The sequence below is a fragment of the Kitasatospora sp. NPDC048540 genome (assembly GCF_040651175.1).
Taxonomy (GTDB): domain Bacteria; phylum Actinomycetota; class Actinomycetes; order Streptomycetales; family Streptomycetaceae; genus Kitasatospora.
This window is the reverse complement of the sequence record NZ_JBEZIR010000074.1, coordinates 1-23,186: the sequence shown is the minus strand read 5'-3', so window position 1 is coordinate 23,186 and position 23,186 is coordinate 1. Positions and strand designations below refer to the sequence as shown.

At 75.3% G+C, this 23,186-nt stretch carries 21 protein-coding genes; 12 read left to right on the top strand and 9 right to left on the bottom strand.

From position 1 onward, the window contains the following. The first annotated feature begins 73 nt into the window (after positions 1 to 73). The 3 genes from AB0D08_RS25750 to AB0D08_RS25740 all read left to right on the top strand — a co-directional run bounded on the left by AB0D08_RS25750 (position 74) and on the right by AB0D08_RS25740 (position 5,583). Positions 74 to 4,267, top strand: a complete 4,194-nt coding sequence (locus tag AB0D08_RS25750; protein WP_359891939.1) for an NEW3 domain-containing protein — start codon at positions 74 to 76, stop codon at positions 4,265 to 4,267. Then, the gene (locus AB0D08_RS25745; protein WP_359891936.1) at positions 4,264 to 5,025 is read left to right on the top strand and encodes a hypothetical protein; all 762 of its coding nucleotides are present in this window, start codon (positions 4,264 to 4,266) and stop codon (positions 5,023 to 5,025) included. The genes AB0D08_RS25750 and AB0D08_RS25745 overlap by 4 nt, the downstream gene beginning before the upstream one ends. Before the next feature lie 201 nt (positions 5,026 to 5,226). Further along, entirely contained in the window at positions 5,227 to 5,583 is a 357-nt protein-coding gene (locus AB0D08_RS25740; protein WP_033819622.1) for a DUF805 domain-containing protein, read from the top strand. A 138-nt stretch (positions 5,584 to 5,721) separates the two neighbouring features. On the opposite strand, the gene AB0D08_RS25735 is transcribed toward AB0D08_RS25740, so the two are convergent. Together AB0D08_RS25735 and AB0D08_RS25730 are read right to left on the bottom strand one after the other, a co-directional pair. Beyond that, the gene (locus tag AB0D08_RS25735) at positions 5,722 to 6,924 is read right to left on the bottom strand and encodes an FAD-dependent monooxygenase (protein ID WP_033819621.1); all 1,203 of its coding nucleotides are present in this window, start codon (positions 6,922 to 6,924) and stop codon (positions 5,722 to 5,724) included. Between the two features lie 71 nt (positions 6,925 to 6,995). After that, positions 6,996 to 7,727, bottom strand: a complete 732-nt coding sequence (locus tag AB0D08_RS25730; protein WP_359891932.1) for a hemerythrin domain-containing protein — start codon at positions 7,725 to 7,727, stop codon at positions 6,996 to 6,998. Between the two features lie 86 nt (positions 7,728 to 7,813). Between AB0D08_RS25730 and AB0D08_RS25725 the strand changes: the two genes are divergently transcribed. The 3 genes from AB0D08_RS25725 to AB0D08_RS25715 all read left to right on the top strand — a co-directional run bounded on the left by AB0D08_RS25725 (position 7,814) and on the right by AB0D08_RS25715 (position 9,704). Beyond that, entirely contained in the window at positions 7,814 to 8,272 is a 459-nt protein-coding gene (locus AB0D08_RS25725) for a MarR family winged helix-turn-helix transcriptional regulator (RefSeq protein WP_033819620.1), read from the top strand. An 82-nt stretch (positions 8,273 to 8,354) separates the two neighbouring features. Further along, positions 8,355 to 9,374, top strand: coding sequence for a TetR/AcrR family transcriptional regulator C-terminal domain-containing protein (locus tag AB0D08_RS25720; protein WP_359891929.1), 1,020 nt, complete (start codon positions 8,355 to 8,357; stop codon positions 9,372 to 9,374). A gap of 108 nt (positions 9,375 to 9,482) precedes the next feature. Next, a complete protein-coding gene (locus AB0D08_RS25715; protein ID WP_033824981.1) occupies positions 9,483 to 9,704 on the top strand; it encodes a hypothetical protein in 222 nt (73 codons plus the stop codon). Positions 9,705 to 9,723: 19 nt separating this feature from the next. Here the strand turns inward: AB0D08_RS25715 and AB0D08_RS25710 are convergent, their stop codons facing one another. Both AB0D08_RS25710 and AB0D08_RS25705 read right to left on the bottom strand, forming a co-directional pair. Continuing rightward, positions 9,724 to 10,950, bottom strand: coding sequence for a glycosyltransferase (locus AB0D08_RS25710; RefSeq protein WP_033824982.1), 1,227 nt, complete (start codon positions 10,948 to 10,950; stop codon positions 9,724 to 9,726). Positions 10,951 to 11,110: 160 nt separating this feature from the next. Further along, complete coding sequence (locus tag AB0D08_RS25705; protein ID WP_033824983.1) at positions 11,111 to 12,172, bottom strand: ATP-dependent DNA ligase; 1,062 nt, start codon at positions 12,170 to 12,172, stop codon at positions 11,111 to 11,113. Positions 12,173 to 12,411: 239 nt separating this feature from the next. Between AB0D08_RS25705 and ligD the strand changes: the two genes are divergently transcribed. Beyond that, positions 12,412 to 13,410, top strand: coding sequence for a non-homologous end-joining DNA ligase (gene ligD, locus AB0D08_RS25700; RefSeq protein WP_199520512.1), 999 nt, complete (start codon positions 12,412 to 12,414; stop codon positions 13,408 to 13,410). 41 nt (positions 13,411 to 13,451) lie between these two features. On the opposite strand, the gene AB0D08_RS25695 is transcribed toward ligD, so the two are convergent. Then, positions 13,452 to 13,604 (bottom strand): hypothetical protein, encoded by a 153-nt coding sequence (locus AB0D08_RS25695; protein ID WP_158515637.1) that lies wholly within the window; start codon positions 13,602 to 13,604, stop codon positions 13,452 to 13,454. Positions 13,605 to 13,767: 163 nt separating this feature from the next. Here AB0D08_RS25695 and AB0D08_RS25690 point away from each other — a divergent pair, with 163 nt between their 5' ends. Together AB0D08_RS25690 and AB0D08_RS25685 are read left to right on the top strand one after the other, a co-directional pair. Next, on the top strand, positions 13,768 to 14,625 hold the full coding sequence (locus AB0D08_RS25690) for an aminoglycoside phosphotransferase family protein (RefSeq protein WP_359891922.1): 858 nt from the start codon (positions 13,768 to 13,770) through the stop codon (positions 14,623 to 14,625). Between the two features lie 227 nt (positions 14,626 to 14,852). Further along, complete coding sequence (locus tag AB0D08_RS25685; RefSeq protein ID WP_359891963.1) at positions 14,853 to 15,230, top strand: cytidine deaminase; 378 nt, start codon at positions 14,853 to 14,855, stop codon at positions 15,228 to 15,230. A gap of 54 nt (positions 15,231 to 15,284) precedes the next feature. On the opposite strand, the gene AB0D08_RS25680 is transcribed toward AB0D08_RS25685, so the two are convergent. Beyond that, the gene (locus AB0D08_RS25680; RefSeq protein WP_033824986.1) at positions 15,285 to 15,758 is read right to left on the bottom strand and encodes a MarR family transcriptional regulator; all 474 of its coding nucleotides are present in this window, start codon (positions 15,756 to 15,758) and stop codon (positions 15,285 to 15,287) included. Positions 15,759 to 15,851: 93 nt separating this feature from the next. Between AB0D08_RS25680 and AB0D08_RS25675 the strand changes: the two genes are divergently transcribed. After that, complete coding sequence (locus AB0D08_RS25675; RefSeq protein WP_359891918.1) at positions 15,852 to 16,244, top strand: HGxxPAAW family protein; 393 nt, start codon at positions 15,852 to 15,854, stop codon at positions 16,242 to 16,244. A gap of 39 nt (positions 16,245 to 16,283) precedes the next feature. Here the strand turns inward: AB0D08_RS25675 and AB0D08_RS25670 are convergent, their stop codons facing one another. Beyond that, a complete protein-coding gene (locus AB0D08_RS25670) occupies positions 16,284 to 17,456 on the bottom strand; it encodes an 8-amino-7-oxononanoate synthase (protein WP_359891915.1) in 1,173 nt (390 codons plus the stop codon). Positions 17,457 to 17,563: 107 nt separating this feature from the next. On the opposite strand from AB0D08_RS25670, the gene AB0D08_RS25665 reads away from it, so the two are divergent. Continuing rightward, complete coding sequence (locus tag AB0D08_RS25665) at positions 17,564 to 19,159, top strand: PucR family transcriptional regulator (RefSeq protein WP_033822511.1); 1,596 nt, start codon at positions 17,564 to 17,566, stop codon at positions 19,157 to 19,159. 76 nt (positions 19,160 to 19,235) lie between these two features. Here AB0D08_RS25665 and AB0D08_RS25660 read toward each other — a convergent pair whose 3' ends face one another. Both AB0D08_RS25660 and AB0D08_RS25655 read right to left on the bottom strand, forming a co-directional pair. Then, the gene (locus AB0D08_RS25660) at positions 19,236 to 19,946 is read right to left on the bottom strand and encodes a hypothetical protein (RefSeq protein ID WP_359891912.1); all 711 of its coding nucleotides are present in this window, start codon (positions 19,944 to 19,946) and stop codon (positions 19,236 to 19,238) included. Between the two features lie 278 nt (positions 19,947 to 20,224). Further along, positions 20,225 to 21,280, bottom strand: coding sequence for a LacI family DNA-binding transcriptional regulator (locus AB0D08_RS25655; protein ID WP_359891960.1), 1,056 nt, complete (start codon positions 21,278 to 21,280; stop codon positions 20,225 to 20,227). Between the two features lie 445 nt (positions 21,281 to 21,725). On the opposite strand from AB0D08_RS25655, the gene AB0D08_RS25650 reads away from it, so the two are divergent. After that, positions 21,726 to 23,048: an ABC transporter substrate-binding protein gene (locus tag AB0D08_RS25650; protein WP_033822514.1), complete on the top strand. Its 1,323-nt coding sequence runs from the start codon at positions 21,726 to 21,728 to the stop codon at positions 23,046 to 23,048. Positions 23,049 to 23,186: the final 138 nt, after the last annotated feature.

Sequence of the window (23,186 nt, the reverse complement as noted above, 5' to 3'; positions counted from 1 at the left end):
CCCGACCGCACCCACCGCACCGACCGCCCGACCGCCCGACCGCCCGACCGCCCGACCGAGAGGAAGCCAGCCCGTGCCGGTCACCATCACCGCTGTCGAGAGCACCGACCTGTTCACCGGGCCCGAGGAGGCACCGCGCCAGCTGCTGCGGGTGACCCTCGACGGCCCACCCACCCGGATCACCGTCAGCGGGCCGGGGGTGGAGGGCGAGGCGACCGGCACGGGGGTGGTCGAGGTGCCGCTGACCGTGGCCGACCCGGTGCCCGGCACCGGGCGCCCGATCACCGTCACCGCCGGGCCGGCCCGGGCCGAGGCGCTGCTCGAACCCGCCGAGCCCGGCTGGACGATGTACCTGGTCTCGCACTTCCACTACGACCCGGTCTGGTGGAACACCCAGGCGGCGTACACCTCCCCGTGGGAGCTGCTGTCCGGGGACGCCACCACCCGCCCGCTGTGGGAGCGCAACGGTTTCGCCCTGGTGGACACCCACCTCGACCTGGCGCTGCGCGACCCGGTCTACAAGTTCGTGCTGGCCGAGATCGACTACCTGAAGCCGTACTTCGACCAGCACCCGGAGCGCCGGGCGGACCTGCGGCGGCTGCTGGCGAGCGGTCAGGTCGAGCTGGTCGGCGGCACCTACAACGAGCCCAACACCAACCTGACCGGCGCCGAGAGCACCATCCGCAACCTGGTGTACGGCATCGGCTACCAGCGTGACATCCTCGGCGGCGACCCGCAGACCGCCTGGCAGCTGGACGTGTTCGGCCACGACCCGCAGTTCCCGGGCTACCTGGCCGACGCGGGGCTGACCGGCAGCGCCTGGGCGCGCGGCCCGTTCCACCAGTGGGGGCCGATCCAGAAGAACTTCCGGGAGGCCAAGGACGACGCCACGGTGATGCAGTTCCCGAGCGAGTTCGAGTGGCTCTCGCCCTCGGGCCGCGGGGTGCTGACCCACTTCATGGCGCACCACTACTCGGCCGGCTGGTGGATGGACTCCTCGCCCGACCTGGCCACCGCCGAGCAGGCCGTGTACGAGCTCTACCGCAAGATCAAGCCGGTCGGTGCGACCAAGAACCTGCTGCTGCCGGTAGGCACCGACTACACCCCGCCGAACAAGTGGGTCACCGCCGTCCACCGTTCCTGGGCCGAGAAGTACCTGTGGCCGCGGTTCGTCTGCGGCACCCCGCGCGAGTTCCTCGCCGCCGTCCGGGCCGAACTCGCCGCCACCGGGCGGCGGCCCAGCCCGCAGACCCGCGACATGAACCCGGTCTACACCGGCAAGGACGTCTCGTACATCGACACCAAGCAGGCCCAGCGGGCCGCCGAGGTGGCGGCGGTGGACGCGGAGAAGCTCGCCACCCTGGCCGCCGTCCAGGGCCTCGGGCGCTACCCGGACGCGGCGCTCGACAAGGTCTGGCGGCACCTCGCGTACGGCGCGCACCACGACGCGATCACCGGCTCCGAGTCGGACCAGGTGTACATCGACCTGCTGGGCGGCTGGCGGGAGGCGCACGACCTGGCCGCCGAGGTCCGCGACACCGCCCTGGACGCGCTGGTGGCGCGGATCGACACCAGCGGCGAGGGCAGCGCGGTCGTGGTCACCAACACGCTGTCCTTCGACCGGACCGCGCTCGCCGCCGTCCGGCTTCCGTCCGGCACCGAGGGCGGCCGGGTGCTGGACGACACCGGCGCCGAGGTGCCGAGCGCCGTCGACCGCGGCACGCTGTGGTTCCTCGCGGCGGACGTCCCCGCGCTCGGCTGGCGCAGCTGGCGGCTGGCCGGCGGCCCGGCGGCGCCGCTGTGGTCGGCCGCCGCAGGGACGGCGGCCGAGAACGCCCGCTACCGGGTGGCCGCCGACCCGGACCGCGGCGGTGCGCTGGTCTCCGTCCTGGACAAGGCGTCCGGCCGCGAGCTGATCCGCGCGGGCCAGGTCGGCAACGAGTTGCGGGTGTACGAGGAGTACCCGCAGCACCCGGACTTCGGCGAGGGCCCCTGGCACCTGGTCCCCAAGGGCCCGGTGACCGGCGCCGGCGAGGCGCCCGCCACCGTCCGCCGCGAGCGCGGCCCGCTCGGCGAGCGGCTGGTGGTGGCCGGGACGGTCGACGGCATCGGGTACCGGCAGACGGTCACGCTCTGGCACGGCGTCGACCGGGTCGACTGCCGGACCACGGTGGTCGACTACGCCGGCGCCGACCGGCTGCTGCGGCTGCGCTTCCCGGTCGACCTGCCCGGCGCCCTGCCGGTCAGCGAGGTCGCGGACGCGGTGGTCGGCCGCGGCTTCGCGCTGCCCGACGTGGACGCCGCCGAGGCGCCCTGGACGCTGGACAACCCGGCCAACACCTGGTTCGGTCTCGGCTCCACCGCCCGGGTCACGCTGACCGGCCCGGCCGGCGAGCCGCTCGGCGACCGGGCGCTCGGCGTCGCCGAGGTGGTGGCCGCCGACCTGGCCTCGGCCGCCGACGCCCGCGACCTGGTGGTGGCGCTCGCCCGGGTCGGCGTGACCGCCACCACCGGCAGTGCCGAACGGGCCCGCTACGGCTGGCTCGACGTCGACTCCAACCTGCCTGACTTCCGGATCGTGCTGGGCGGCCCGGACACCAACGACGCGGCCCGGCAGGTGCTGGAACGGGCCGGCGCCGAGTACGCCACGGCGCTGGCCGCGCACGGCCGGGTCTGGGTACCCGCCGAGAAGGCGCTGCACGAGGTCTGGCAGCCGGGCGCCGACCTGCGGGACCTGCGCGCACTGCCCGCACTGGTGGTCACCGACCCGGCGGCGCTCGCCGAGGACCTCGCCGACGCCGTGGTGCACGCCGTCTGCCCCGGCGCGCTGCCCGCCTCCGAGCGGCTCACCGACCACACCGTCGCCCTGCTGACCTACGGGCTGCCCGGGTTCGCGGTCGACCCGACCGGCGCCCTGCACCTGTCCCTGATGCGCTCCTGCACCGGCTGGCCGTCGGGCGTGTGGATCGACCCGCCGCAGCGCACCCTGCCGGACGGCGCCTCCTTCCAACTCCAGCACTGGACGCACGAGTTCTCGTACTCGCTGGTGTCCGGGGACGGTGACTGGCGGGCCCTGGCGCTGCCCGCCCAGGGGCAGGAGTTCAACCACCCGCTGCTCCCCCGGCTCGCACCGGCCCAGGCCGGGCCACTGCCGGCCACCCACAGCTGGCTGCGGGTCGACCCGGCCCGCGAGGTCCTGCTCGGCACCCTCAAGCCGACCGGCAACCCGATCGCGCACGGCTCGGCGGCCGTCGGCGACCCGGCCGCCTCCGGGGTGACCCTGCGGCTGGTCGAGTCCACCGGCCTCGGCCGCACCGCCCGCCTCGGCGGCTCGCTCCGGCTCACCCGCCCGCACCGGGCGGACCTGCTGGAACGAGCCACCGCCGCGCTCGGCCAGGAGATCGCGCTGGCCGGCAGCGAGGTGCTCACCGTCACCGCACGGCCGGTCGGCGCGCGCAGCGACGGCCCGCCGCTCGGCCCGACGGCCGAAGCCGCCCAGCCGGTGCACGCCCGGTACTGGCTGCACAACCGCGGCCCCGCGCCGATGGGCTACCTGCCGGTCTCGGTGGGCCTGTCCCCCGGCCTGCTGCGCACCACGGGCGAACCGGTCGAGCTGTCCGCCGTGCTCGCCTCGCACCTGGTGGACGCCGAGGTCGAGGGCACCGCGGAGGTGATCGCCCCGGACGGCTGGCGGGTGAGTACGGGCCGCCGGCCGTACCGGCTGCCGGCCGCCGGACAGTTGCGCTTCCCGGTGGAACTGACCCCGCCGCCGGGGGCCGAGCCCGGCCTGTACTTCGCCGCCGTCCGGATCGAGCACGCCGGGCAGCGGATCGAGGACGTCGCCACCATCGCCCTGGGCGAGCTGCCGGCGCTGCTCCCGGTGGCCGGTGAGGTCCCGGAGGACTGGACCGCCGCGCAGGGCACCAAGGCCGCCACCGGACGGGACACCGGGCTCACGGTGACGGTGGCGGAGCAGTCGCTGCGGGTACGGCCGGGCGGGCGGGCGCAGCTGGCCCTGGTACTGGCCAACCGGACCCGCGGTGAGATCCACGGCGAGCTGCAGGTGGTCTCGCCCTGGGGGGTCTGGGACACGGTGGGCGAACCGGTGCGCGGGTTCGCGGTGGCGGCGGGCGCCGAGCAGACCGTCACCTTCGAGCTGGCGGCGCCGCCGGACGCCGAGCCGGGTGCGTACTGGGCGCTCGCCAAGGCGATGTGGTTCGGGCGCTGCCAGTACGCGCCGACCGTCGAGCTGGTGGTGGCCCCGTGAGTCGGCACCACCACGAGCACCACGACCACTCCGAGCGCCACGAGCACGCGCACGCCCACCCGCACCCTGGTGTGCTCGGCCTGCTCGACGGGCGCCCGCTGGACCGGGCGGAGCTGGACCGGCGGCTCGCCGCGCTGCGGGCCGGGCCGCGGTCCGCCGCGCTGCCGGTGGCGGGCAGCGCGGAGGACCGGCAGCTGACCCGCTGGGTCGCACAGGTGCTCCTCACCGAGGCGCTGTGCGCGGCGGAGGCGGCCGAGCGCGGTCTGGACTGCACCGGGACCGCCCCGGTCAGGCTGGACCAGCGGGCGGCGGTCGAGCTGGGGTCCATCACGGCGGCGGCGTTCGAGGGCAGTGCGGCGGTCCGTGCGGTCTACCGGGCCGTCACCGCCGACACCGTCGCCGACCCGGTCCGCCGGCCGGCGGCGGATCCCGGGCCGCCCGTCGAGCTCTGGCGGCTGGCCACGCCGGACGGCGAGTTCGAGGCCGCGCCGGAGTCACTGCCGGCCGAGCTGGCCGCCGCTCTGAGCCGGGCGCCCGAGGGCCGGCCGGTCACGGCGGGCGGCTGGACCGCCACCCTGACGGCCCGCCGGACCGCCCGGCCGCACCCGGCGGACCGGTGCGGGCAGTTGCTGGAGTCCGCCCGCCGCACAGCGTTCACGCGGTGGCTCGACCATGCCAGGGCGACCCGGCTGACCCTCGTCCCCGGCCTCGAACACCCCGGCGACCCGGCCCAGCCGGACAATCACCACCGGCATTGAACGGCCGCGGTCGAGGGGCTGACCCGGCGTCGGAATTCGTGCGTCCACCGGGGGAATTTCACGCGTGTGCGCAGCAATGGGGCGGGTGTTTCCGGCCCGCCGTCACAGTTGCGCATCGGCCCGGCACAAATACCTTGACCGCGAGTTGACCGGGCCATAGGTTCGCTCCGCTCAGCAGCCATGAGAAATAGGAGCACCACGGTGGACTGGTACCTGGCAGTACTGAAGAACTACGTCGGATTCAGCGGGCGGGCACGCCGCCAGGAATTCTGGATGTTCGCCCTCGTCAACATCATCATCTCGATCGTGCTGGCGGTCATCGACAACGTCGCGGGCACCGCCGTCCTCGGCTCGATCTACGCGCTCGCCGTGCTCCTCCCCTCGATCGCGGTCGGCATTCGCCGCCTGCACGACACCAACCGCTCCGGCTGGTGGGTGCTGATCTCCCTGATCCCGTTCATCGGCTCGATCATCCTGATCGTCTTCCTGGCGACCGAGGGCCAGCCGAACGACAACCAGTACGGCCCGAACCCGAAGCTCGCCTCCGTGCAGGGCTGACCGTTCGCCGGGAAATCCCGGGTGCCGCCTCCGGGCCGCACCCGGGATTCTTTTTGCCCGGTGCGGATGAACTTCACGTGACCCCCCGCCGAACCAGCGTCACCATGGGCACCGGCAGTGGCTTTCAATGACTGTACGTCAGTTCAGTTCCGGGTAATGGGGAAGCGCGATGTCCCCGGCCTTCGCGAATTGGGCGGCCATCAGGTTGCGCACGGGCCAGCGGTTCATCGACCGCATGGAGGCCGCCCGGAGCCGGATCGCGAGGGCGGAGGACGGTGCGAAGCCGCCGGCGCCGCCGGGCGGCAGTTCCTGCGCCTTGCGGACGTAGGGCCGCATCACGGCGTCGTAGCGGCGCAGCGCCCCCTGCGGGTCGGTGCCCGCCCCGGCCAGCTCGCCGGCCAGCACGTACGCACCGACCAGGGCCAGGCTGGTGCCGAGGCCGGTGAGCGGGGTGGCGCAGTACCCGGCGTCGCCGAGCAGGACCGTCCGGCCCCGGTGCCAGCTGTCGAGGTGCACCTGCCCCATCGGGTCGAAGGCGAAGTCCTCGGCGGTGCGCATGGCGGCCAGCAGTTCGGGCACCAGCCAGCCGACGCCGGCGAACCGGTCGGCCACCAGCGCCCGCTGGGCGTCGAGGTCGCGGCGGTCGTAGTCGAGCGGCGGCGAGCGGAAGCCCAGGCCGGCCTTGATCTCGCCGGGGTGCCGGCCGGGCCGGGCGGAGGCGACCAGCCCGCCGGGTGCGTTGAACATCCGGAACCAGCCGCCGAGGTCGGTGCCGCCCTGCATGGTGAACCACGCGTTGTAGATCCCGATCGGGCGGACGGAGCCCGCCTGCGGCCCGAAGGCGAGGGACCGGACCACCGAGTGCAGGCCGTCCGCGCCGACCACCAGGCCGAAGCGCCGTCGGCCGCCCCGCTCGAAGCCGACGCTCACGCCGTCCTCGTCCTGGTCGAGGGAGGTGATGGTGTCGTCGAAGAGGTACTCGACGTGCGGGCGGGTCGCCTCGTACAGCAGCTGGCCGAGGTCACCGCGGAGGATCTCGATCTCGGAGATGATCCCCTCGCCGCCGAAGCTGTCCGCGCCCACCCGGGCGGTGATCCGGTCGGCCGCGTCGACCAGCACGAATCCGTGCTGCTGGACGGAGAGTTCGCGGGCCTGCGGCATCAGCCCCATCCGCTCGATGACGGTGCGGCCCGCGCCGCGCAGGTCCACGGTCTGGCCGCCCGGCCGGGGCGCGGGGGCGCGTTCGACGACCGTGACGGCGAAGCCCGCCCGGTGCAGCCAGTACGCGAGGGCCGGGCCGGCGATGCCGCCGCCGGAGATCAGAATGTCGGTGTGTCCCATGCCTCCGAATGTACGGCGTACGCAGACTCATGGCAAGCCCAATTCCGCCAGAGCAATGGACCTACGGCGCACTAGCGCCCTAGTGCACCGGAGTTCTGGTGCACTGGTGCACCCGGGCCGGCGGCCGCCCGCACGGCGTGGCTCTCGGGGATGCCGAGGTCCTCCAGCAGCCGGGCGTACTGCTCGCGGGTGAGCCCGGCGCCGACCGCGGCCGGCATGCTGCCACCACCGGGCCCTTCGGCCGGCAGGCCCCGCACGATGTCGGCACGGACCGCCGGCGGCAGCGCCGGGAGCATCTGCCGCAGGTCCGCCACCGCCGCCTCCGGCGCCCGGGAGGCGTGGAAGTCCCGTAGCACTCCGGCGAGTTCCGACTCCTCGCAGCGGTCGCGCAGCGCGGGCATCGCGACCGTCTCCTCCGCGTGCAGGTGGGCCAGGTAGGCACTGATCAGCTCGTTCAGCGCCAGGTAGAGCGCGTGCTGCGCCTCCGGCAGGGCCGGGTCGCCCGCCTGCGGCAGACTGCGGGCCCGCCGGTCGAGCGCGGCGAGCGAGGCGTCCAGCCGCAGGTGCTCGGCCTCGAGGGCGTCGGCGGCCTCCGGGGCACGCTCGCGCAGCAGGGGGTGGATGAACGCGTCCTCGTGGTCGGCGTGCTCGCGCAGTTCGCGGGTCATCGCCAGGCACTCGCCCGCCAGGGCGGCGACCCGGCCCGGGCGGGCGGCGTCGGCACGGCCGAGCTCGACGGCGAGGCCGAGGAGCCGGCGCCGCTGGCCGAGGTGGACGTTGCGGTACAGGTCGATCGTGGGCATGGGAGGTCTCCTCGAACTGGATTTCCCGCGGTAGGATGACAACAGACTCACACATCGACAATATGTTGTCAAAGGAGGCGGCGCCGATGGCGGCCGACATGATGGCCCTGCTGGTCGCGGACGTGTTCGAGGCGGCCGGGGCGCTGCGCCGGCTCGGCGAGCGGACCGCCCGGGCGGCCGGGCTCACCCAGGCCCGTTGGCAGGTGCTCAGCGTGGCCTCGGCGACCCCGGTCACCGTGGCCCAGGCCGCCCGCAGGCTCGGCGTCAGCCGGCAGAACATCCAGCGCGTCGCCAACGACCTGGCCGCCTCGGGCCACGCCGCCTTCGCGGCCAACCCCGACCACAAGGGCTCCCCCCTGCTCACCCTGACCCCGCTCGGCCAGGAGGCGCTCGCCCTGGTCACCGCCCGCGCCGCCGCCGCACACCGGGAACTCCTCACCGGCCTCGCCGAGGACGACCTCGTCCGGACCCGCTCCTTCCTGCGCGGCCTGCTGACCGAACTCGACCGCCAGGAGGACCAGGACAGCGCCGCCCCCGTACGCTGACCGCGGCGCGACTGTCGTCGCAGGGCCGATGGTGCCCGCAGGCGCCCGTCGAGGTGCACCGGTTCGGAGCGGAGGAGTCGTGGTGAACAAGTCGGTCGACGGCGGGTCGGCGAACGGCCCGGCGGGCCCGCCCGCGGCCGGCGGCACCGGACCGGGGGCGGCCGCCCGGATCGCCGCCGAGCTGCGACGGCGGATCGCGGCCGGCGAACTCGCGCCCGGCGACCGGGTCCCGTCGACCCGGGAGATCACCCGGCAGTGGGGGGTCGCGATGGCCACCGCCACCAAGGCGCTCACCGAACTGCGGCACCAGGGCCTGGTGCACGCGGTCCCCGGCGTCGGGACCGTGGTGGCGGCCCGCCCCGCGCCGGTACGGCCCGGGCCGCCCGCCCCCGCACCGCCCGCCCCCGCGCCGCCCGCGCGTCGCAGGGCGGTGCCCGAGCAGACGCTCGCCCTCGCGCCGATCGTCACCGCCGCCATCGCGGTCGCCGACGCCGAGGGGCTGGCGGCGGTGTCGATGCGCCGGGTCGCCGCCGAACTGGGCGTGGCCACCATGTCGCTGTACCGGCACGTGGCCGACAAGGACGCCCTGGTGGTGCAGATGCTGGACACGGCCCTGGCCGGCTGGTCCTTCCCGGCCGGGCCGCAGGCCGTCTGGCGGGACCGGCTGGAGGCCGCGGCCCGCGACCTGTGGTCGACCTTCCGCCGCCATCCGTGGCTGGCCCCGGCGATGTCGCTGACCAGGCCTCAGCCGCTGCCCGGCGCGATGCCGTTCAGCGAGTGGGTGCTGGCGACGCTGGCCGGGCAGGGCCTCGACCTGCAGACCGCCTTCACCTGCTACCTGGCGCTGATCAACTACATCCGGGGCACGGCGGTCAACCTGGAGACCGAGGCCGAGGCGCAGGCCGCGACCGGCCTGGACAGCGAGGAGTGGATGGACGCCCACGAGCCCGAACTGCGGGCGGTCTTCGCCGCCGGCGGCTTCCCGACCCTGGACCGCCTCGCCACCGAGGGGTACGACTTCGACCTGGACCTGCTGTTCGAGTTCGGCCTGCAGCGCATCCTGGACGGCATCGCCGTCCTGGTCGCCACCGCCCGCCCCTGAACCGGCGCCGCGGACCGCGGCCCGCGGCCTGCAGCCGGAAAACCCGTTGCACCCGCCGCACGGTCTTGCCAAGGTACGGGCGTCCCTGCACCACGCCGAGAGGAACCCATGCCGTCACCATCCGGATTCAGCTACGACCAGCGCCCCGACGGGACCGTCGTGGTGTGGCACCACGGCAAGGTCGCCGCGAAGCTGCGCGGACCGCGCGCCGCCGAGTTCACCACCGAGGCCGAATCCGGAGACGCCCAGCTGGTGATGGCCCGGTGGACCGGCCACTACAAGCACGGCAACGAACGCACCGCCAAGCAGCACCCCCGCAACCGCCGCTGAGCGCACCGGCCCGGCCGCCTCAGACCGCTGTCCGCTCGGTGAGGCGCCGGGCGGCGGTGGCCGCACCGTCGGTGCGGACCGTCGCGGCGACGGCCCGGGCGCGGGCCGCCACCCCGGGCCGCAGCACCCGGCCGAGCGCGGCGGTCAGCGAGTCGACCGTCGGAGCACCTTTCGGGTGCGGGGTCCCGATTCCGAGCTCCCCGACCCGCCCGGCCCAGTAGTACTGGTCGTACATCTGCGGCAGGACGACCTGCGGCGCGCCGGCCCGGGCGGCCGCCGTGGTGGTGCCCGCTCCGCCGTGGTGGACGACCGCGGCGACCCGGGGGAACAGCAGCTGCTGGTTGATCTCGCCGATGGACAGGCAGTCGGCGCCGCCGTCGGCCGGCGCGAGTCCGGCCCAGCCGCGGGAGACGATCGCCCGGCGGCCCAGCGCGCGGGCGGCGCCGAGCATCGTCGCCGCGAGGTCCTGCGGTGCGCGCATACTGCCGAAGCCGAAGTACAGCGGCGGCTCGCCGCCCTCCAGGAAGGCCGTCACCTCCGCGGGCAGCGGACGCTCGTCGGTGAGCAGCCAGGCACCCGTCTGCACCACCTCCGGCCCGCCGGGACTCCCGGGCCAGGGTCCGAGCACCGGGTCGGCGGCCAGCCAGGGCCGGTCGGTGAACAGGTGGCTCCGGACGTCGTCGACCGGCGCGAGCCCGACGGCCGCCCGGTGCTCGGCGAGCGCGGCGCCGAAGGTGTCGTTGAGGTGCGCCGCGTTCTCGGCCCAGAGCCCGAGGTGGTCGGCCGCCGCCGGCGCCGGGCGCTGCCCCAGTGCGGTCAGCGGCGGCGGCGCATGGTGCGGGGAGGGCAGCGTGGTCGGGCAGTACCCCGCGTACACGTAGCCGATCCCCAGCTGCTCGGCCACCGAGCGGGCCGCGATCTGCAGCGCCCCGCCCGCCACGATGACCTCGCAGCCGTCGGCCGCCGCGGGAAGGGTGGCGAACTGGGCGTCGACGGTGGACCGGGCCAGCCGGCGCAGCTGCTCCGGCGTCGGCCGGGCCGCCGCGGGCCGGGGCCCGGAGGCGGCGGCGGTGCGCAGCTCGGGCCCGATCGGGACGAACGGGATCCCCAGGCCCTCGATCCACTCGCCGAAGTCGGGCGGCGCGCACACCCGCACCTGGTGCCCGGTCCCGCTCAGCTCCGACGCCAGCGCGGCCATCGGCTGGACGTCACCTCGAGACCCGATGGTGGACAGCAGGAAGCGCATCGGAAGGGTCCTCCTCGGCGGAGCGGTGGTGGGGTCGGGAGGATGGATTCTGGCCCACCGTGGGGGCCTTGCGGCAAGGCCCCCACCCGGCTGTAGGTTGAAAGTGGGACGAGCCCCGGGCGCAGTTCCTTCCGCCCGCTCCCCCTTGCGGTCCGAGCAGTTACGGCCCGAGCAGCTCCCCGAGGTCGTACGAGACGGGTTCCACCAGCTGCTCGTAGGTGCAGCTCGCCGGGTCCCGGTCGGGGCGCCAGCGGCGGAACTGGGTGGTGTGGCGGAAGCGGCTGCCCTCCATGTGGTCGTAGGCGACCTCGCAGACGCGTTCGGGACGCAGCGGCACCCAGGAGAGGTCCTTCTTCCCGGTCCAGCGGCTCTGGCCGCCGGGCAGCCGGGAGGCGGCCTGGGCGCTCTCCTCGGTCCACTCGGCCCAGGGGTGGCCGGTGAACGAGTCCATCCGCAACTCCTGCAGCTCCTCGACCAGTTCGCGACGCCGGGCCATCGGGAACGAGGCGCTGACCCCGACGTGCTGGAGCCGGCCGGTGTCGTCGTACAGGCCGAGCAGCAGCGAGCCGACCACCGGGCCGCTCTTGTGCTCGCGGTAGCCGGCCAGCACGCAGTCCGCGGTGCGCTGGTGCTTCACCTTGAACATGGTCCGTTCGCCGGGCCGGTACGGCGCGTCCAGCGGTTTGGCCACCACACCGTCCAGGCCGGCGCCCTCGTACTGGGTGAACCAGGTACGGGCGAGGCCGAGGTCGGTGGTGGCGGGCGCGAGGTGCACCGGGGCGGCGACACCGGCCAGGGCCTCGGCGAGGGCGGCCCGGCGTTCGGCGAGCGGCTCCTGGTCGAAGGCGCGGTCGCCGAGGGCGAGCAGGTCGAAGGCGAGGAAGGAGGCCGGGGTGCGCTCGGCGAGGGTGCGGACCCGGGAGGCGGCGGGGTGGATGCGCTCCAGCAGTTCCTCGAAGCGCAGCCGCCCGTCCCGGGCGATCACGATCTCGCCGTCCAGTACGCAGCGCTCCGGCAGCTCCCGGAGGCAGGCCGCGACCACCTCGGGGAAGTAGCGGGTGAGCGGCTTGCCGGTGCGGCTGCCGATCTCCACCTCGTCGCCGTCACGGAAGACGATCGCCCGGAAGCCGTCCCACTTGGCCTCGTACTGCATGCCGGGCGGGATCTCGGCCACGGACTTGGCGAGCATCGGCGGGACGGGCGGCATCACGGGTAGCTGCATGCTCCGATGGTGGCGGCCCGGCGGCCCCTCCGCGCGCCGATACGCCCGCCTCGGCGCGCCCGGCTCAGACCGTGTCCGACAATTCCCGCCGGGCGCGCGACGCCTGGGCACGCGCCTCGCCGCGTTGTCGTCGGTCGCCGATACTCCGCATGGGCTCTCTCCTCCGCCTTGCGATCCACGCACCCAGACGCCGCGCGCTGATCCGACGCGAATTGTCGGACACGGTCTAGCGTGGGGCCATGGCAGGAGCTGTGGAGCTGGAGGTGGACGGCCGGGCGGTGCGGCTCTCCAACCCCGACAAGGTGTACTTCCCCGAGCGCGGCTACACCAAGCTGGACATCGCGCGCTACTACCTGGCGGTGGCGCCCGGCGTGCTGCGCGGGCTGCGCGACCGGCCGACCACGCTGCAACGCTTCCCGGACGGGGTGACCGGCGAGTTCTTCTACCAGAAGCGCGCGCCCAAGGGCCTGCCGGAGTGGCTGCCGACGGCCCGGATCGCCTTCCCGAGCGGCCGTACCGCGGACGAGATCTGCCCGAACGAGCCGGCCGCCGTCCTCTGGGCGGCCAACCTCGGCTGCCTGACCTTCCACCCCTGGCCGGTGCGCCGCACGGACACCGAGCACCCGGACGAGCTGCGGATCGACCTCGACCCGCAGCCCGGCACCGACTTCCACGACGCGGTGGCAGCCGCCCTCGAACTGCGCGGCCTGCTGGAGGAGTACGGGCTGCGGGGCTGGCCGAAGACCTCCGGCGGGCGCGGCCTGCACGTGTACGTGCCGCTGGAGCCGCGCTGGACCTTCACCGACTGCCGGCACGCGGTGATCGCGCTCGGCCGCGAGCTGGAGCGGCGGATGCCCGGCCGGGTGACCACCGCCTGGTGGAAGGAGGAGCGCGGCGAGCGGATCTTCGTGGACTACAACCAGATGGCCCGGGACCGGACCATCGCCTCCCCGTACTCGCTGCGCCCCCGGCCGGAGGCCACCGCGTCCACCCCGCTGCGCTGGGAGGAGGTGCCGGACGTCGCCCCGACCGACTTCGACCTGCGCACGGTGCCCGAGCGGTTCGCCGAACTGGGGGACGTGCACGCGGACATCGAGCAGCACGCGTTCTCGCTGGACCCGGTGCTGGAGCTGTACCACCGGCAGGACCTCGGCGACCTGCCGTACCCGCCGGACCACCCGAAGATGCCGGGCGAGCCCGCCCGGGTGCAGCCGAGCCGGGCCAGGAAGACCACCTGACCACCTGACCCGGCCCGCCGGCCGCGCTCCCCGATCCTCCGTCAGCCGAGACGGTGGCGCGGTGCGGCGCCGGTGGGCCGGGCCGCGCCGGGCGCCCGGCGGCCGCGGTGGCGGGGTTGGCTGCCGGGGGTGAGCGCGGTGACGACGGCGGCCAGGGCGAGCGGAGCCAGCAGCAGGACCATGACGAGATTCATCGGTACTCCTCCTCTGTTCGCGTGTCCGTGACCCCACGCCTGCCCCCGCCCGCCGCCGGTATCCACCCGGGTCCCGCTCCCGCTCCGCCGGGCCGGCGGCGGGCCCTGCCAGAATCGGGCCCTGCCAGAATCGGGGGCGGACGGATCGATCGAAGGGGGAGCGGTGGAAGCGGCCGGACAGCACCCGGTGGTGGACGGCCCAGGCGCCGGGGGCGCGCAGCGGCTGGTCCGGCGGTTCGGGCCGGCGGCCCTGGCCTGGTACCGGGAGGTGCCGGACCTGGTGGCCGGGCTGGCCGAGCGCTGGGACCTGGAGGTGCTGGCCGCGGGCGGCGGCGGCACGGCGCTGCTGTACCGCTGCGCGCGCGGGCCGGACGGGACCCCGGTGTGGCTGAAGCTGACGCCTGATCCGCTGATCGCCCGCCAGGAGGCACTGGCCCTGACGGCCTGGGCCGCGGTGCCGTCGGTGGTCGGGCTGCTGGCGTACGAGCCGGCGGCCGGGGCGCTGCTGCTGGCCGGGGTCGAGCCGGGGTCGACCCTGCGCGGCCGGCCGTGGCGGACCGCCGAGGTGGGGCGGCTGCTGGCCGCCCTGCGGGCACCGGTCGGGCTGCCGCCGGGACTGCCGCGGCTGGCCGAGCGGACGGAGCTGGTGTTCGACCTGGCGCTGCGCCGGGACGTGCCGGTGCCGGAGCGCTGCCGCGGCGCCGCTCGGGAGCTGGCCGCCGGCGGCCCGGTTGCGCTGGTCCACGGCGACCTGCACCCCGCCAACGTGCTGGACGGCCCGGACGGCCCGGTCGCGATCGATCCCCGCCCCTGTCTGGGTGACCCCGACTTCGACCTGGTCGACTGGGCGGTGGCGGGGGTCGGCGGCCCGGCGGAGCTGACGGCCCGGATCGAGGAGCTGGCCGCGCTGGTGCCCGCGGCCGACGGCGACCGGGTGCTCGCCTGGTGCCGCGCGCTGGCGCCGCTGCTGCTGGCTCCCGGCCGGGACGACCCGCTGGCCCGGTACCTGGGCCTGACCTGACCGGTTCACGGCGTTCACGGCGGATGCGGGTATCGCGCGAGTGCGCCGCGCACTTCGGCGGCGCGCCGGGAGCGATCCGCCGGGCCGGGCCGGTCGGGCGACCTATCGTGGACGGGGCCGGCCCCGCGCGGCGCCGGTGCCTGCCCCGTTCACGTCTGCCTTGCCGCCCCCGTTCCCGCGTCCGACCAGGGAGTCCGCCCGTGAGCACAGCCGCCGACGCCGCCGGCCTGGAGCTGGTCGAGGCCGCCGAGGCGGTGGTCTCCCGTTACGCGTCCGGTGACCGGCACACGGTGGCCGCCGCGGCCCGGGCCGCCGACGGACGGATCGTCACGGGGATGAACGTGTACCACTTCACCGGCGGTCCGTGTGCCGAGCTGACCGTGATCGGCGCGGCCGCGGGGCAGGGCGCGTACGACCTGGTCACCATGGTCGCGGTCGCCGACGGTGAGCGGGGGGTGATCCCGCCGTGCGGCCGCTGCCGGCAGGTGCTGGCCGACTGCTTCCCCGACATCCGGGTGATCGTGGGCGCACCCGGCGGGCCCCGGTCGGTAGGGATCGCCGAGCTGCTGCCGGCGCCGTACGACTGGGCGGCCGCGCGCGAGTAGCCGGGGGTATCGCCGGTTGCCGCGGGCGGGCGGCGGCATCCGGGGCAGGCGCGGTCAGCCGTGCCGGATCTCCTCCAGGCGGGTGCGCATCAGGTCGGTGGTGCGGGTGAACCAGTCCGTCAGGACCGCGACCTCGTCCGGGGTGTAGTCGGCGAACAGCGCGTTCAGCCGCTCGTAGAACGGCTGGTAGAGCTCCATCACACGGAGGTTGGCGGTCTCCTCGGGGACGATCCGCACCCGTCGGCGGTCCGCCGGATCGGCCTGCCGGTGGGCGTACCCGGCACGTTCCAGCCGGTTGACGACGCCGGTGACGGCGCCGGTGGTCAGCCCGGCGCGGGCGGCGAGCTCGCCGGCGGTGATGGGCTGTTCGCCCGCGCCGATGACGTGGCCGAGGCAGGTGAGGTCGGTGCTGCTCAGCCCGAGCCGCTGCGCCATGTCCTGCTGCCCGATGTGGCTGAGCGCGATCAGCTGGTCCATGCCCGCGAGTGCCTGTGCGGCCGTCGCCGCCGGACGGGGCTTGCCCTGCATGCGGATTCCTCTTAGTCTCTAAGATACTTAGCTCGTGAGATAAACGGTCTCTCCAGCCTACGTGCCATGCCCCCACATCCCCCGGAGGAAGCGATGAGTGCCCTGCACGGCAACCACGACATGGGCCACACCGTCGCCGGGTGGACCGGCACGGCGGTCGCGTTGACCGGCTTCACGGTGGCCGGGGTGGCGCTGTGCGCCGGGTCGGTGGCGGGCCTGTGGCTCGGGGGCGCGCTGGCCGTCCTGGCCGCCGTCGTCACCTGGGTCCTGCACCTGGCCGGCTGGGGCAAGCCCAGCGGTCCGCGCCCGGAGCAGCAGTGGCCGTGGCGGGTGCGGGACACCATGACCGCCCACGCCGACTGCCTCGGCTGCCGCCTGGCCGGCCGGAGCCGCCGCACCGCGGCAGCCGCGGGTGCCACGGTCCCCGCGCGCCCGGCCACCGAGCGCCCGGCCGTCGAGAGCCCGGTCCCCGCCGGCCGGCCGTGACGCCGTAGCCGCCCGGCTGCGCGCGCCGCGCGCGGCAGGTCAGGGCGCGGTGGCGGCGATGGTGGCGACGGCCCGCTCGATCTGGTCCTCCGTCAGGTCGCCGCGGGCCGTCAGCCGCAGCCGGGAGACGCCGTCCGGCACCGACGGCGGACGGAAGCAACCGACCGCGATCCCGGCCGTACGGCAGTCCGCCGCCCACCGCACCGCCGCCTCGGGTCCTGGTGCCCGGACCGAGACCACGGCCGCGTCCGGCGTGCTGGCCTGCAGTCCCGCCGCCGCGAGCCGGGCCGCGAGGGTGCGGGCCACCTCCCGGGCGCGCTCCGCCCGGTGCGGCTCGGCACGCAGCAGGCGCAGCGCGCCGAGCGCGGCGCCGACCGCGGCCGGGGCCAGACCGGTGTCGAAGATGAAGGTGCGGGCGGTCTCGGTGAGGTGCCGGACCACCCGGCGCGGGCCGAGCACCGCCCCGCCCTGCGAGCCCAGCGACTTGGACAGCGTGACGGTGGCCACCACGTCCGGCTCGCCCGCCAGACCGGCGGCGGCGAGCGCGCCCCGGCCGCCCTCGCCGAGCACCCCGAGGCCGTGCGCGTCGTCGACCAGCAGCGCGGCGCCGCCGTCGCGGGCGGCGGCGGCCAGTCGCGGCAGCGGCGCCGCGTTGCCGTCGACCGAGAAGACCGAGTCGCTGACCACCAGGGCGCGCCGCTGCGTCCGGTCCGCCAGCACCTGGCGGACGGCCGCCGGGTCGGCGTGCGGGGCGCGGTGCACGTCGGCGCGGGCCAGCCGGCAGCCGTCGATCAGCGAGGCGTGGTTGTACGCGTCCGAGACGATCAGGGTGTCCGGGTCGGTCAGGGCGGTCAGTGCCGCCAGGTTGGCCGCGTACCCGGAGGAGAAGACCAGCGCGGCCTCGAACCCGCAGAACGCGGCCAGTTCGTTCTCAAGCTCGGTGTGCAGCGCCGTGGTGCCGGTGACCAGCCGGGACCCGGTGGCGCCGCCGCCCCAGCGCAGCGCGGCCTCGGCGGCGGCGCCGGTCACGGCGGGGTGGCGGACCAGGCCCAGGTAGTCGTTGCCCGCCAGGTCGAGCACCGGGTCCTCGGCGGGGCGGCTGCGCAGGGTCCGGGTCAGTCCGGCGCCCGCGCGCAGCTCGGCGGCCTCGTCGAGCCAGTCGAACACGGCGGCGGGGGCGAGGGAGGCCTGCGGCACGGCGGGGTGGACCATGGTCGCACTCTGTCATCCGGGGCCCGCCGCGGGCAATGTGCGCCGGGGCACACCGCGGGCCCGGCGGGCGGCATAGACTCCGACGATCACCCGGAGGGGAGGCGCAGTTGGAGGACGGCCGCCTGACCGTGCAGGACGTGCTCGACCTGGACCCGATGGTGACCTGGGGCGCCGAGGTGGCGGCCTGCCCGGGCCGGCTGGACCGGCCGGTGCGCTGGCTGCATGTGGCCGAGGCGACCGACGTCGCGGTGATGCTCTCCGGCGGCGAGATGGTGCTGACCACGGGGGTGCTCCTGGCCGGCGACGAGCGCCGGCAGGTGGAGTACGTGGAGGCGATGCAGCGCGCCGAGGCCGCGGCGGTGGTGCTGGGGCTGGGCCGGGGCTTCCGGACCACGCCGGAGGCGATGCGCCGGGCCGCCGAGCGCTGCCGGGTCCCGCTGATCGTGCTGCACCGCCCTGCGCCGTTCACCCGCCTCACCGAGGAGGTGCACGCCCGGCTGCTGCACGGCCGGTTCGCCGCACTGGACCTCTCCGACCGGATGAGCAGCGCCCTCACCGCACTCAACCTCTCCGGCGTCCCGCTGCAGCGTCTGCTGGACGAGATCTCCGCGTACGGCGGCGGCCCCGCGGTGGTGGTCAACCTGGCCCGCCGGGTGCTCGCCTGCGCCGGGCCGCGTACCGCACTGGGCGACCTGCTGCGCGACTGGGACCTGGTGTCCCGGCAGGTCGCCGCGATGGCCGGGAACTCACCGGTGACGCTCGGCCCGGACGGCTGGATCGTGGCCCGGCTGGAGGCCCGCGGCCGCCAGTGGGGTCAGCTGGTGCTCTTCGGCCACCCCGGCACCGCGCAGACCGCCCGGGTGATCGGCACCCGCGCCGCCGAGGCGCTGGCCCTGCACCACCTGCTCGGCGAACGCGGCCGCGGCTGGGAGGAGCAGGCCGCGGAGGTGCTGCTGACCGACCTCGCGGCCGGCACCGCCCGCCCGGAGGACCTGCTCCCCCGGATCCGCGCCGCCGGGCTGCCGGCCGGCCGGCGGACCTTCGTCCCGCTGGTGCTGCGCCCGCACGGGCGCGTCCCGGGCCTGCGCGAACTGGTCGAGCGGCAGCTCGCCGACGACGGCACCGCGGCACTGACGGCCTGGATCCGGCCGGACGCCCTGGCCGTCCTGCTGAGCCTGCCGCCGGGCCGCGACGCCGAGCAGGAGGTGCGCCGGCTGGCGGTCCGGCTGCACGAACGGCTGGCCGCGCTCGGCGCGCGGGCGGCAGCCGGCGCCGGTTTCGGCTGCGCGGTGCTGGACGAGCTGAGCCGCTCGTTCGTCGAGGCGGTGCACGTCGCGGACGCCGCCCTGGCCGGGCCGCCGGCCGGTCCGGTGGCGTGGCTGCGGGACGTACGGCTGCGCGGGCTGGTCCGGCTGCTGCGCGACGACCCGCAGCTGCAGTCCTTCATCGTGCGTGAGCTCGGGCCGCTGCTGGGCCGCCCCGACCTGCTGGAACTGCTGCGCGGCTACCTCAGCACCGGCCGCAACAAGTCCCTGACGGCGCAGCACCAGCACATCAGCCGCCCGGCGCTCTACCGGCGGCTGCAGGGCATCGAGGAACTGCTCGGCACCGACCTCGACGACCTGGAGCAGCTCACCTCGCTGTACGTCGCCCTGCTCGCGCACGACGCCCAGCAGGACGCCGGGCAGGACGCCCCTCACTGAGCGCGCAGCGGCGCCGACCCGAAAGGTCACTCCATGTTTTGATCAAATTACTTTGTGTACTAGCCCGGCGCCGGCCTCAGGACCTGACGGCCGGTCCGTCCGCGCCCGCGGCGGCCGTGGTGCCGTCGGAGGTCCACCACGCCCCGGGGTCCTCGCACGAACCGACCGTGAGGCGTTCGCCGTACCCGTTGTCGAGGAGGCAGCCGCCCCGCTGCGCGACGATCCGGAACGGGGAGTCGGTGGCGGCCGCGTCGGTCCGGGCCGGGTCCCCCGCGAAGGTCCACAGCTGGGCCGGGTCCTCCTGCGGGCCAGCGGACCGGCCGTGCTGCAGGTAGACCGAGTCGTCGGGGTCGGTGGTGAGCAGCAGCGGTCCGGCGTCGTCGGCGGGGGCCAGCAACGACCGCAGGACCAGCTCGCCGGTGGCCGACGGCAGGACCAGCCACTCCTGGTCCGCCTCGGCGTCCGGGGGCATGCCGACCACGGCTGCGCCGTCCGCCGCCCGGGACTCCGCCACGCCGAACGCGTGCATCCTCAGCCCGGACTGCCGGGCCGTCAGCACGGTCAGCCCGCCCGCCGGGCCGCTGCCCGCCACGGTGTCGGCGGGCGGCGGTGCGGCGGCGGGCGCGCGGGTCACCCCGTCCGGCCGGGCGGCCGGGTCACCTGCGGCGGCCGGGGCGGAGTCGGCCTGTGAACGGTCTGCCTCACCGACCAGCAGCAGCGCGGCGAGGGCGGCGAGCACGGCCGTGGCCGTGGCCGTGGCGGCGGTGAGCACCGGTCTGTGGTTCACGTTCGGTTCCCCTGCGAGGTGTTCGGGACGGCCGCGGATCCGTCCCCCGTTCCGCCCGGTCCGGTCCGGCCCGGGTGGGGCACCGGCCGAGGTCAGGGGTCGGGCAGGGCAGACGCTAGCCGAGCAGGCGCGGCACCGGGCCCGGTCGCCACCGACGAGTGAACGCCGGTACCCCCATTCGGCCCACCGAACGGGTCCGGACCACCCGGACGGACGGATGGGAGCGCTCCCGCACCGCACTCGCCGACCCCCGCGCCGCAGGCCGTCGCGCCGCACCCTCAGGCCGAGTCGCGGACCACCAGCTCGGTCGCCAGCACCACCTGCCGGTGGGCCCGGCCGGGCGAGCCGATCTCCTCCAGCAGCAGCCGCGCCATGGTCCGGCCCATCTCCTCGATCGGCTGCCGGACGCTGGTCATCGGCGGTTCGGTGTGCCGGGCCACGACCGAGTCGTCGAACCCGATCACCGCCACGTCCTGCGGCACCCGCCGGCCGGCCGCCCGCAGCACCTGCATCGCCCCGGCCGCCATCAGGTCCGAGGCGCAGAACACCGCGTCCAGCCCGGGGCTGCGCCCCAGCAGCTCCCGCATCGCGAGCCGGCCGCCCTCCTCGGTGAAGTCGCCGAGCCCGACCAGGTCCTCCCGGTACGGCCGGCCGGCCTCCTCCAGGGCCTGCCGGTAGCCGCCCAGCCGGGCCCTGGCGCCCTCCATGTCCAGCGGGCCGGTGATGGTCGCGATGGCGTCGCAGCCGCGCCGTAGCAGGTGCCGCACGGCCATCCGGGCGCCGCCCGCGTTGTCCGCGATCACATAGCCGAGCGGCTCCGCGTCACCGCGGCGGCCGGCCAGCACGGACGGGATCTCCAGGCTCTCCAGCAGTGCCGGCAGCGGGTCGTCCCGGTGCACCGAGACCAGCAGCACGCCGTCCACCCGCTGCGCGGTCAGGTACGCCGCCAGCCGCTCGCGCTCGCGCCGGTTGCGGACCAGGATCAGCAGCAACTGCATCTCGGTCTCGGCGAGTTCGGCCGACACCCCGCTGATGATGTCGGAGAAGTACGGCTCCGAGAACAGCCGGGTCTCCGCCTCCGGCACGACCAGCGCGATCGAGTCGGTCCGCGAGGTGACCAGGGTCCGGGCCGCCCGGTTGGGCACGTAGCCGAGTTCGGCGATGGCGGCCAGCACGGCCTCCTTGGCCTTCTCGCTGACCCGCGGCGAGCCGTTGACCACCCGGGAGACCGTCCCGCGGCCCACCCCGGCCAGCGCGGCCACCTCCTCGAGGGTCGGGCGCGCCGCCCCCCGGGCTGCGCCGCCGGCCGGGCCGCCGGCCTGCCCGCCCACCATCCGTGCCATCCTGCCGCCTCTCCGTTCACCCGGCCGGGCTCCACTCGCGCCCGGCCACCACCCCATCGTCCCCGCGCCCCGCCGCCGGACACCAACCGGGTCGGCCTCCGCCCGCCGCCGGGACCGCCCGGGACGGCCGCCGGAAACAGATCCGACACACAGGCTTGACACCCGGCCCCGGGACGCAGCAACCTTCCCACAGGCCGAGTGGGAGCGCTCCCACGCAGCCTTCGGCGAGCGTACGCCGGGGCGCCCCGCCCCACCGCACCCCACCGCACCCCCGTACGACAACACCAGGCACCCCATCCGCCACCCGTCCGCGCAGGTCGGCCCGGCCGCCGCGGGCCGCACCCCGCGGGGCCCGTCCACGGACGCCCTCGGAACGCCCACGGAACGAACGCCCACGGAACGTCCTCGGAACCGTCCTCGGAACAAGGAGACGCACATGCGCACCACCTCCCGCCCCCGCAGAGCCACCGCCCCGGCCGCCGCGGCGCTGCTCTGCTCCGCCCTGCTGCTGACCGCCTGCAGCAGCGGCGGCCCGCAGTCCGCCGGATCGGCGGGCCCGGGGTCCGCGCAGGTCACGCTGACCGTCGGCGACTTCGGCACCTTCGGGTACAAGGAGGCCGGCCTGTACGACGAGTACATGGCCGCGCACCCGAACATCACCATCAAGTACGAGACCGTCCAGGACGGCCAGAAGTACTGGGACGCGCTGACCACCCACCTGGCCTCCGGCAGCGGGCTCTCGGACATCCAGGCGGTCGAGGTCGGCTACATCGCCCAGGCGGCCGGCACCCTCGGCGACAAGTTCACCGACCTGTCGAAGGCGGACGGGGTGAAGGCGGACGCCTGGCTGCCCTGGAAGTCGAAGCAGGCGACCACCGCCAAGGGCGCCCTGATCGGGCTCGGCACCGACATCGGCCCGATGGCGGTCTGCTACCGCAAGGACCTGTTCGAGCAGGCCGGTCTGCCGTCCGACCGTGAGGCGGTCGGCAGGCTCTGGGCGGGTGACTGGAGCAAGTTCGTCGACGCCGGCAAGCAGTACCAGTCCAAGGCCCCCGCCGGGACCTTCTTCACCGACTCGGCCAGCGGGCTGTTCAACGCGGCGCTGTCCGCCGAGGCGCAGCAGTACTCGGACGCCTCGGGGAAGCTGGTCTACCGGGACAGTCCCGGGGTGAAGAAGGCCTGGGACATCGCGGTCAGCGCCTCCCAGGCGAAGATCAGCGCCGGGCTCCGCCAGTTCCAGGACAACTGGAACACCGCCTTCACCAACGCCCAGTTCGCGACCGTGGTCTGCCCGTCCTGGATGACCGGCATCATCAGCAAGTACTCCGGCGACAGTGGCAAGGGCAAGTGGGACATCGCCCAGGCCCCGGTCGCCTCCAACTGGGGCGGTGCCTTCCTGACGGTACCGAAGGCCGGCAAGCACACCGCCGAGGCCGCCGCGCTGGCCGCCTGGCTGACCGCGCCCGAGCAGCAGGCCAAGGTGTTCACCAAGGTCGGGAACCTGCCCTCGACCACGGCGGGCCTGCAGCTGCCGGCGGTGCAGGGTGCCCGGCTGGACTACTTCGGTTCCACCCCGACCGGCCAGATCTTCGCCACCACCGCCGGGAACATCAAGCCCGCGCCGATCGGCGAGCAGGACGGCACGGTCAAGACGATCATCACCGACAACGGGATCCTCGACATCGAGCAGCACGGCACCGACCCTGCCAAGGCCTGGCAGACCGTCACCAAGCTGATCGACGACAAGGTCAACGGCTGACGTCTCCCGCCCGCCGTCCGCGGGCCCGGCCGCCCGGCTCCGGTGCTGGCCGGGATCGCCCGGGTCACCCCGATGGAGACCAGCCGGCACCTCGCCGCGCTGGTCGGCGCGCCGGTCCACCTGAAGTGCGAGAACCTC

Coding starts and splice junctions, on each gene's coding strand:
- AB0D08_RS25705 (WP_033824983.1), bottom strand. CDS start 12,172: ATGCAGCTACCCGTGATGCCGCCCGTCCCGCCGATGCTCGCCAAGTCC.
- AB0D08_RS25670 (WP_359891915.1), bottom strand. CDS start 17,456: ATGGTCCACCCCGCCGTGCCGCAGGCCTCCCTCGCCCCCGCCGCCGTG.
- AB0D08_RS25730 (WP_359891932.1), bottom strand. CDS start 7,727: ATGCCCACGATCGACCTGTACCGCAACGTCCACCTCGGCCAGCGGCGC.
- AB0D08_RS25725 (WP_033819620.1), top strand. CDS start 7,814: ATGGCGGCCGACATGATGGCCCTGCTGGTCGCGGACGTGTTCGAGGCG.
- AB0D08_RS25655 (WP_359891960.1), bottom strand. CDS start 21,280: ATGGTGGGCGGGCAGGCCGGCGGCCCGGCCGGCGGCGCAGCCCGGGGG.
- AB0D08_RS25675 (WP_359891918.1), top strand. CDS start 15,852: ATGAGTGCCCTGCACGGCAACCACGACATGGGCCACACCGTCGCCGGG.
- AB0D08_RS25650 (WP_033822514.1), top strand. CDS start 21,726: ATGCGCACCACCTCCCGCCCCCGCAGAGCCACCGCCCCGGCCGCCGCG.
- AB0D08_RS25710 (WP_033824982.1), bottom strand. CDS start 10,950: ATGCGCTTCCTGCTGTCCACCATCGGGTCTCGAGGTGACGTCCAGCCG.
- AB0D08_RS25735 (WP_033819621.1), bottom strand. CDS start 6,924: ATGGGACACACCGACATTCTGATCTCCGGCGGCGGCATCGCCGGCCCG.
- AB0D08_RS25680 (WP_033824986.1), bottom strand. CDS start 15,758: ATGCAGGGCAAGCCCCGTCCGGCGGCGACGGCCGCACAGGCACTCGCG.
- ligD (WP_199520512.1), top strand. CDS start 12,412: ATGGCAGGAGCTGTGGAGCTGGAGGTGGACGGCCGGGCGGTGCGGCTC.
- AB0D08_RS25695 (WP_158515637.1), bottom strand. CDS start 13,604: ATGAATCTCGTCATGGTCCTGCTGCTGGCTCCGCTCGCCCTGGCCGCC.
- AB0D08_RS25715 (WP_033824981.1), top strand. CDS start 9,483: ATGCCGTCACCATCCGGATTCAGCTACGACCAGCGCCCCGACGGGACC.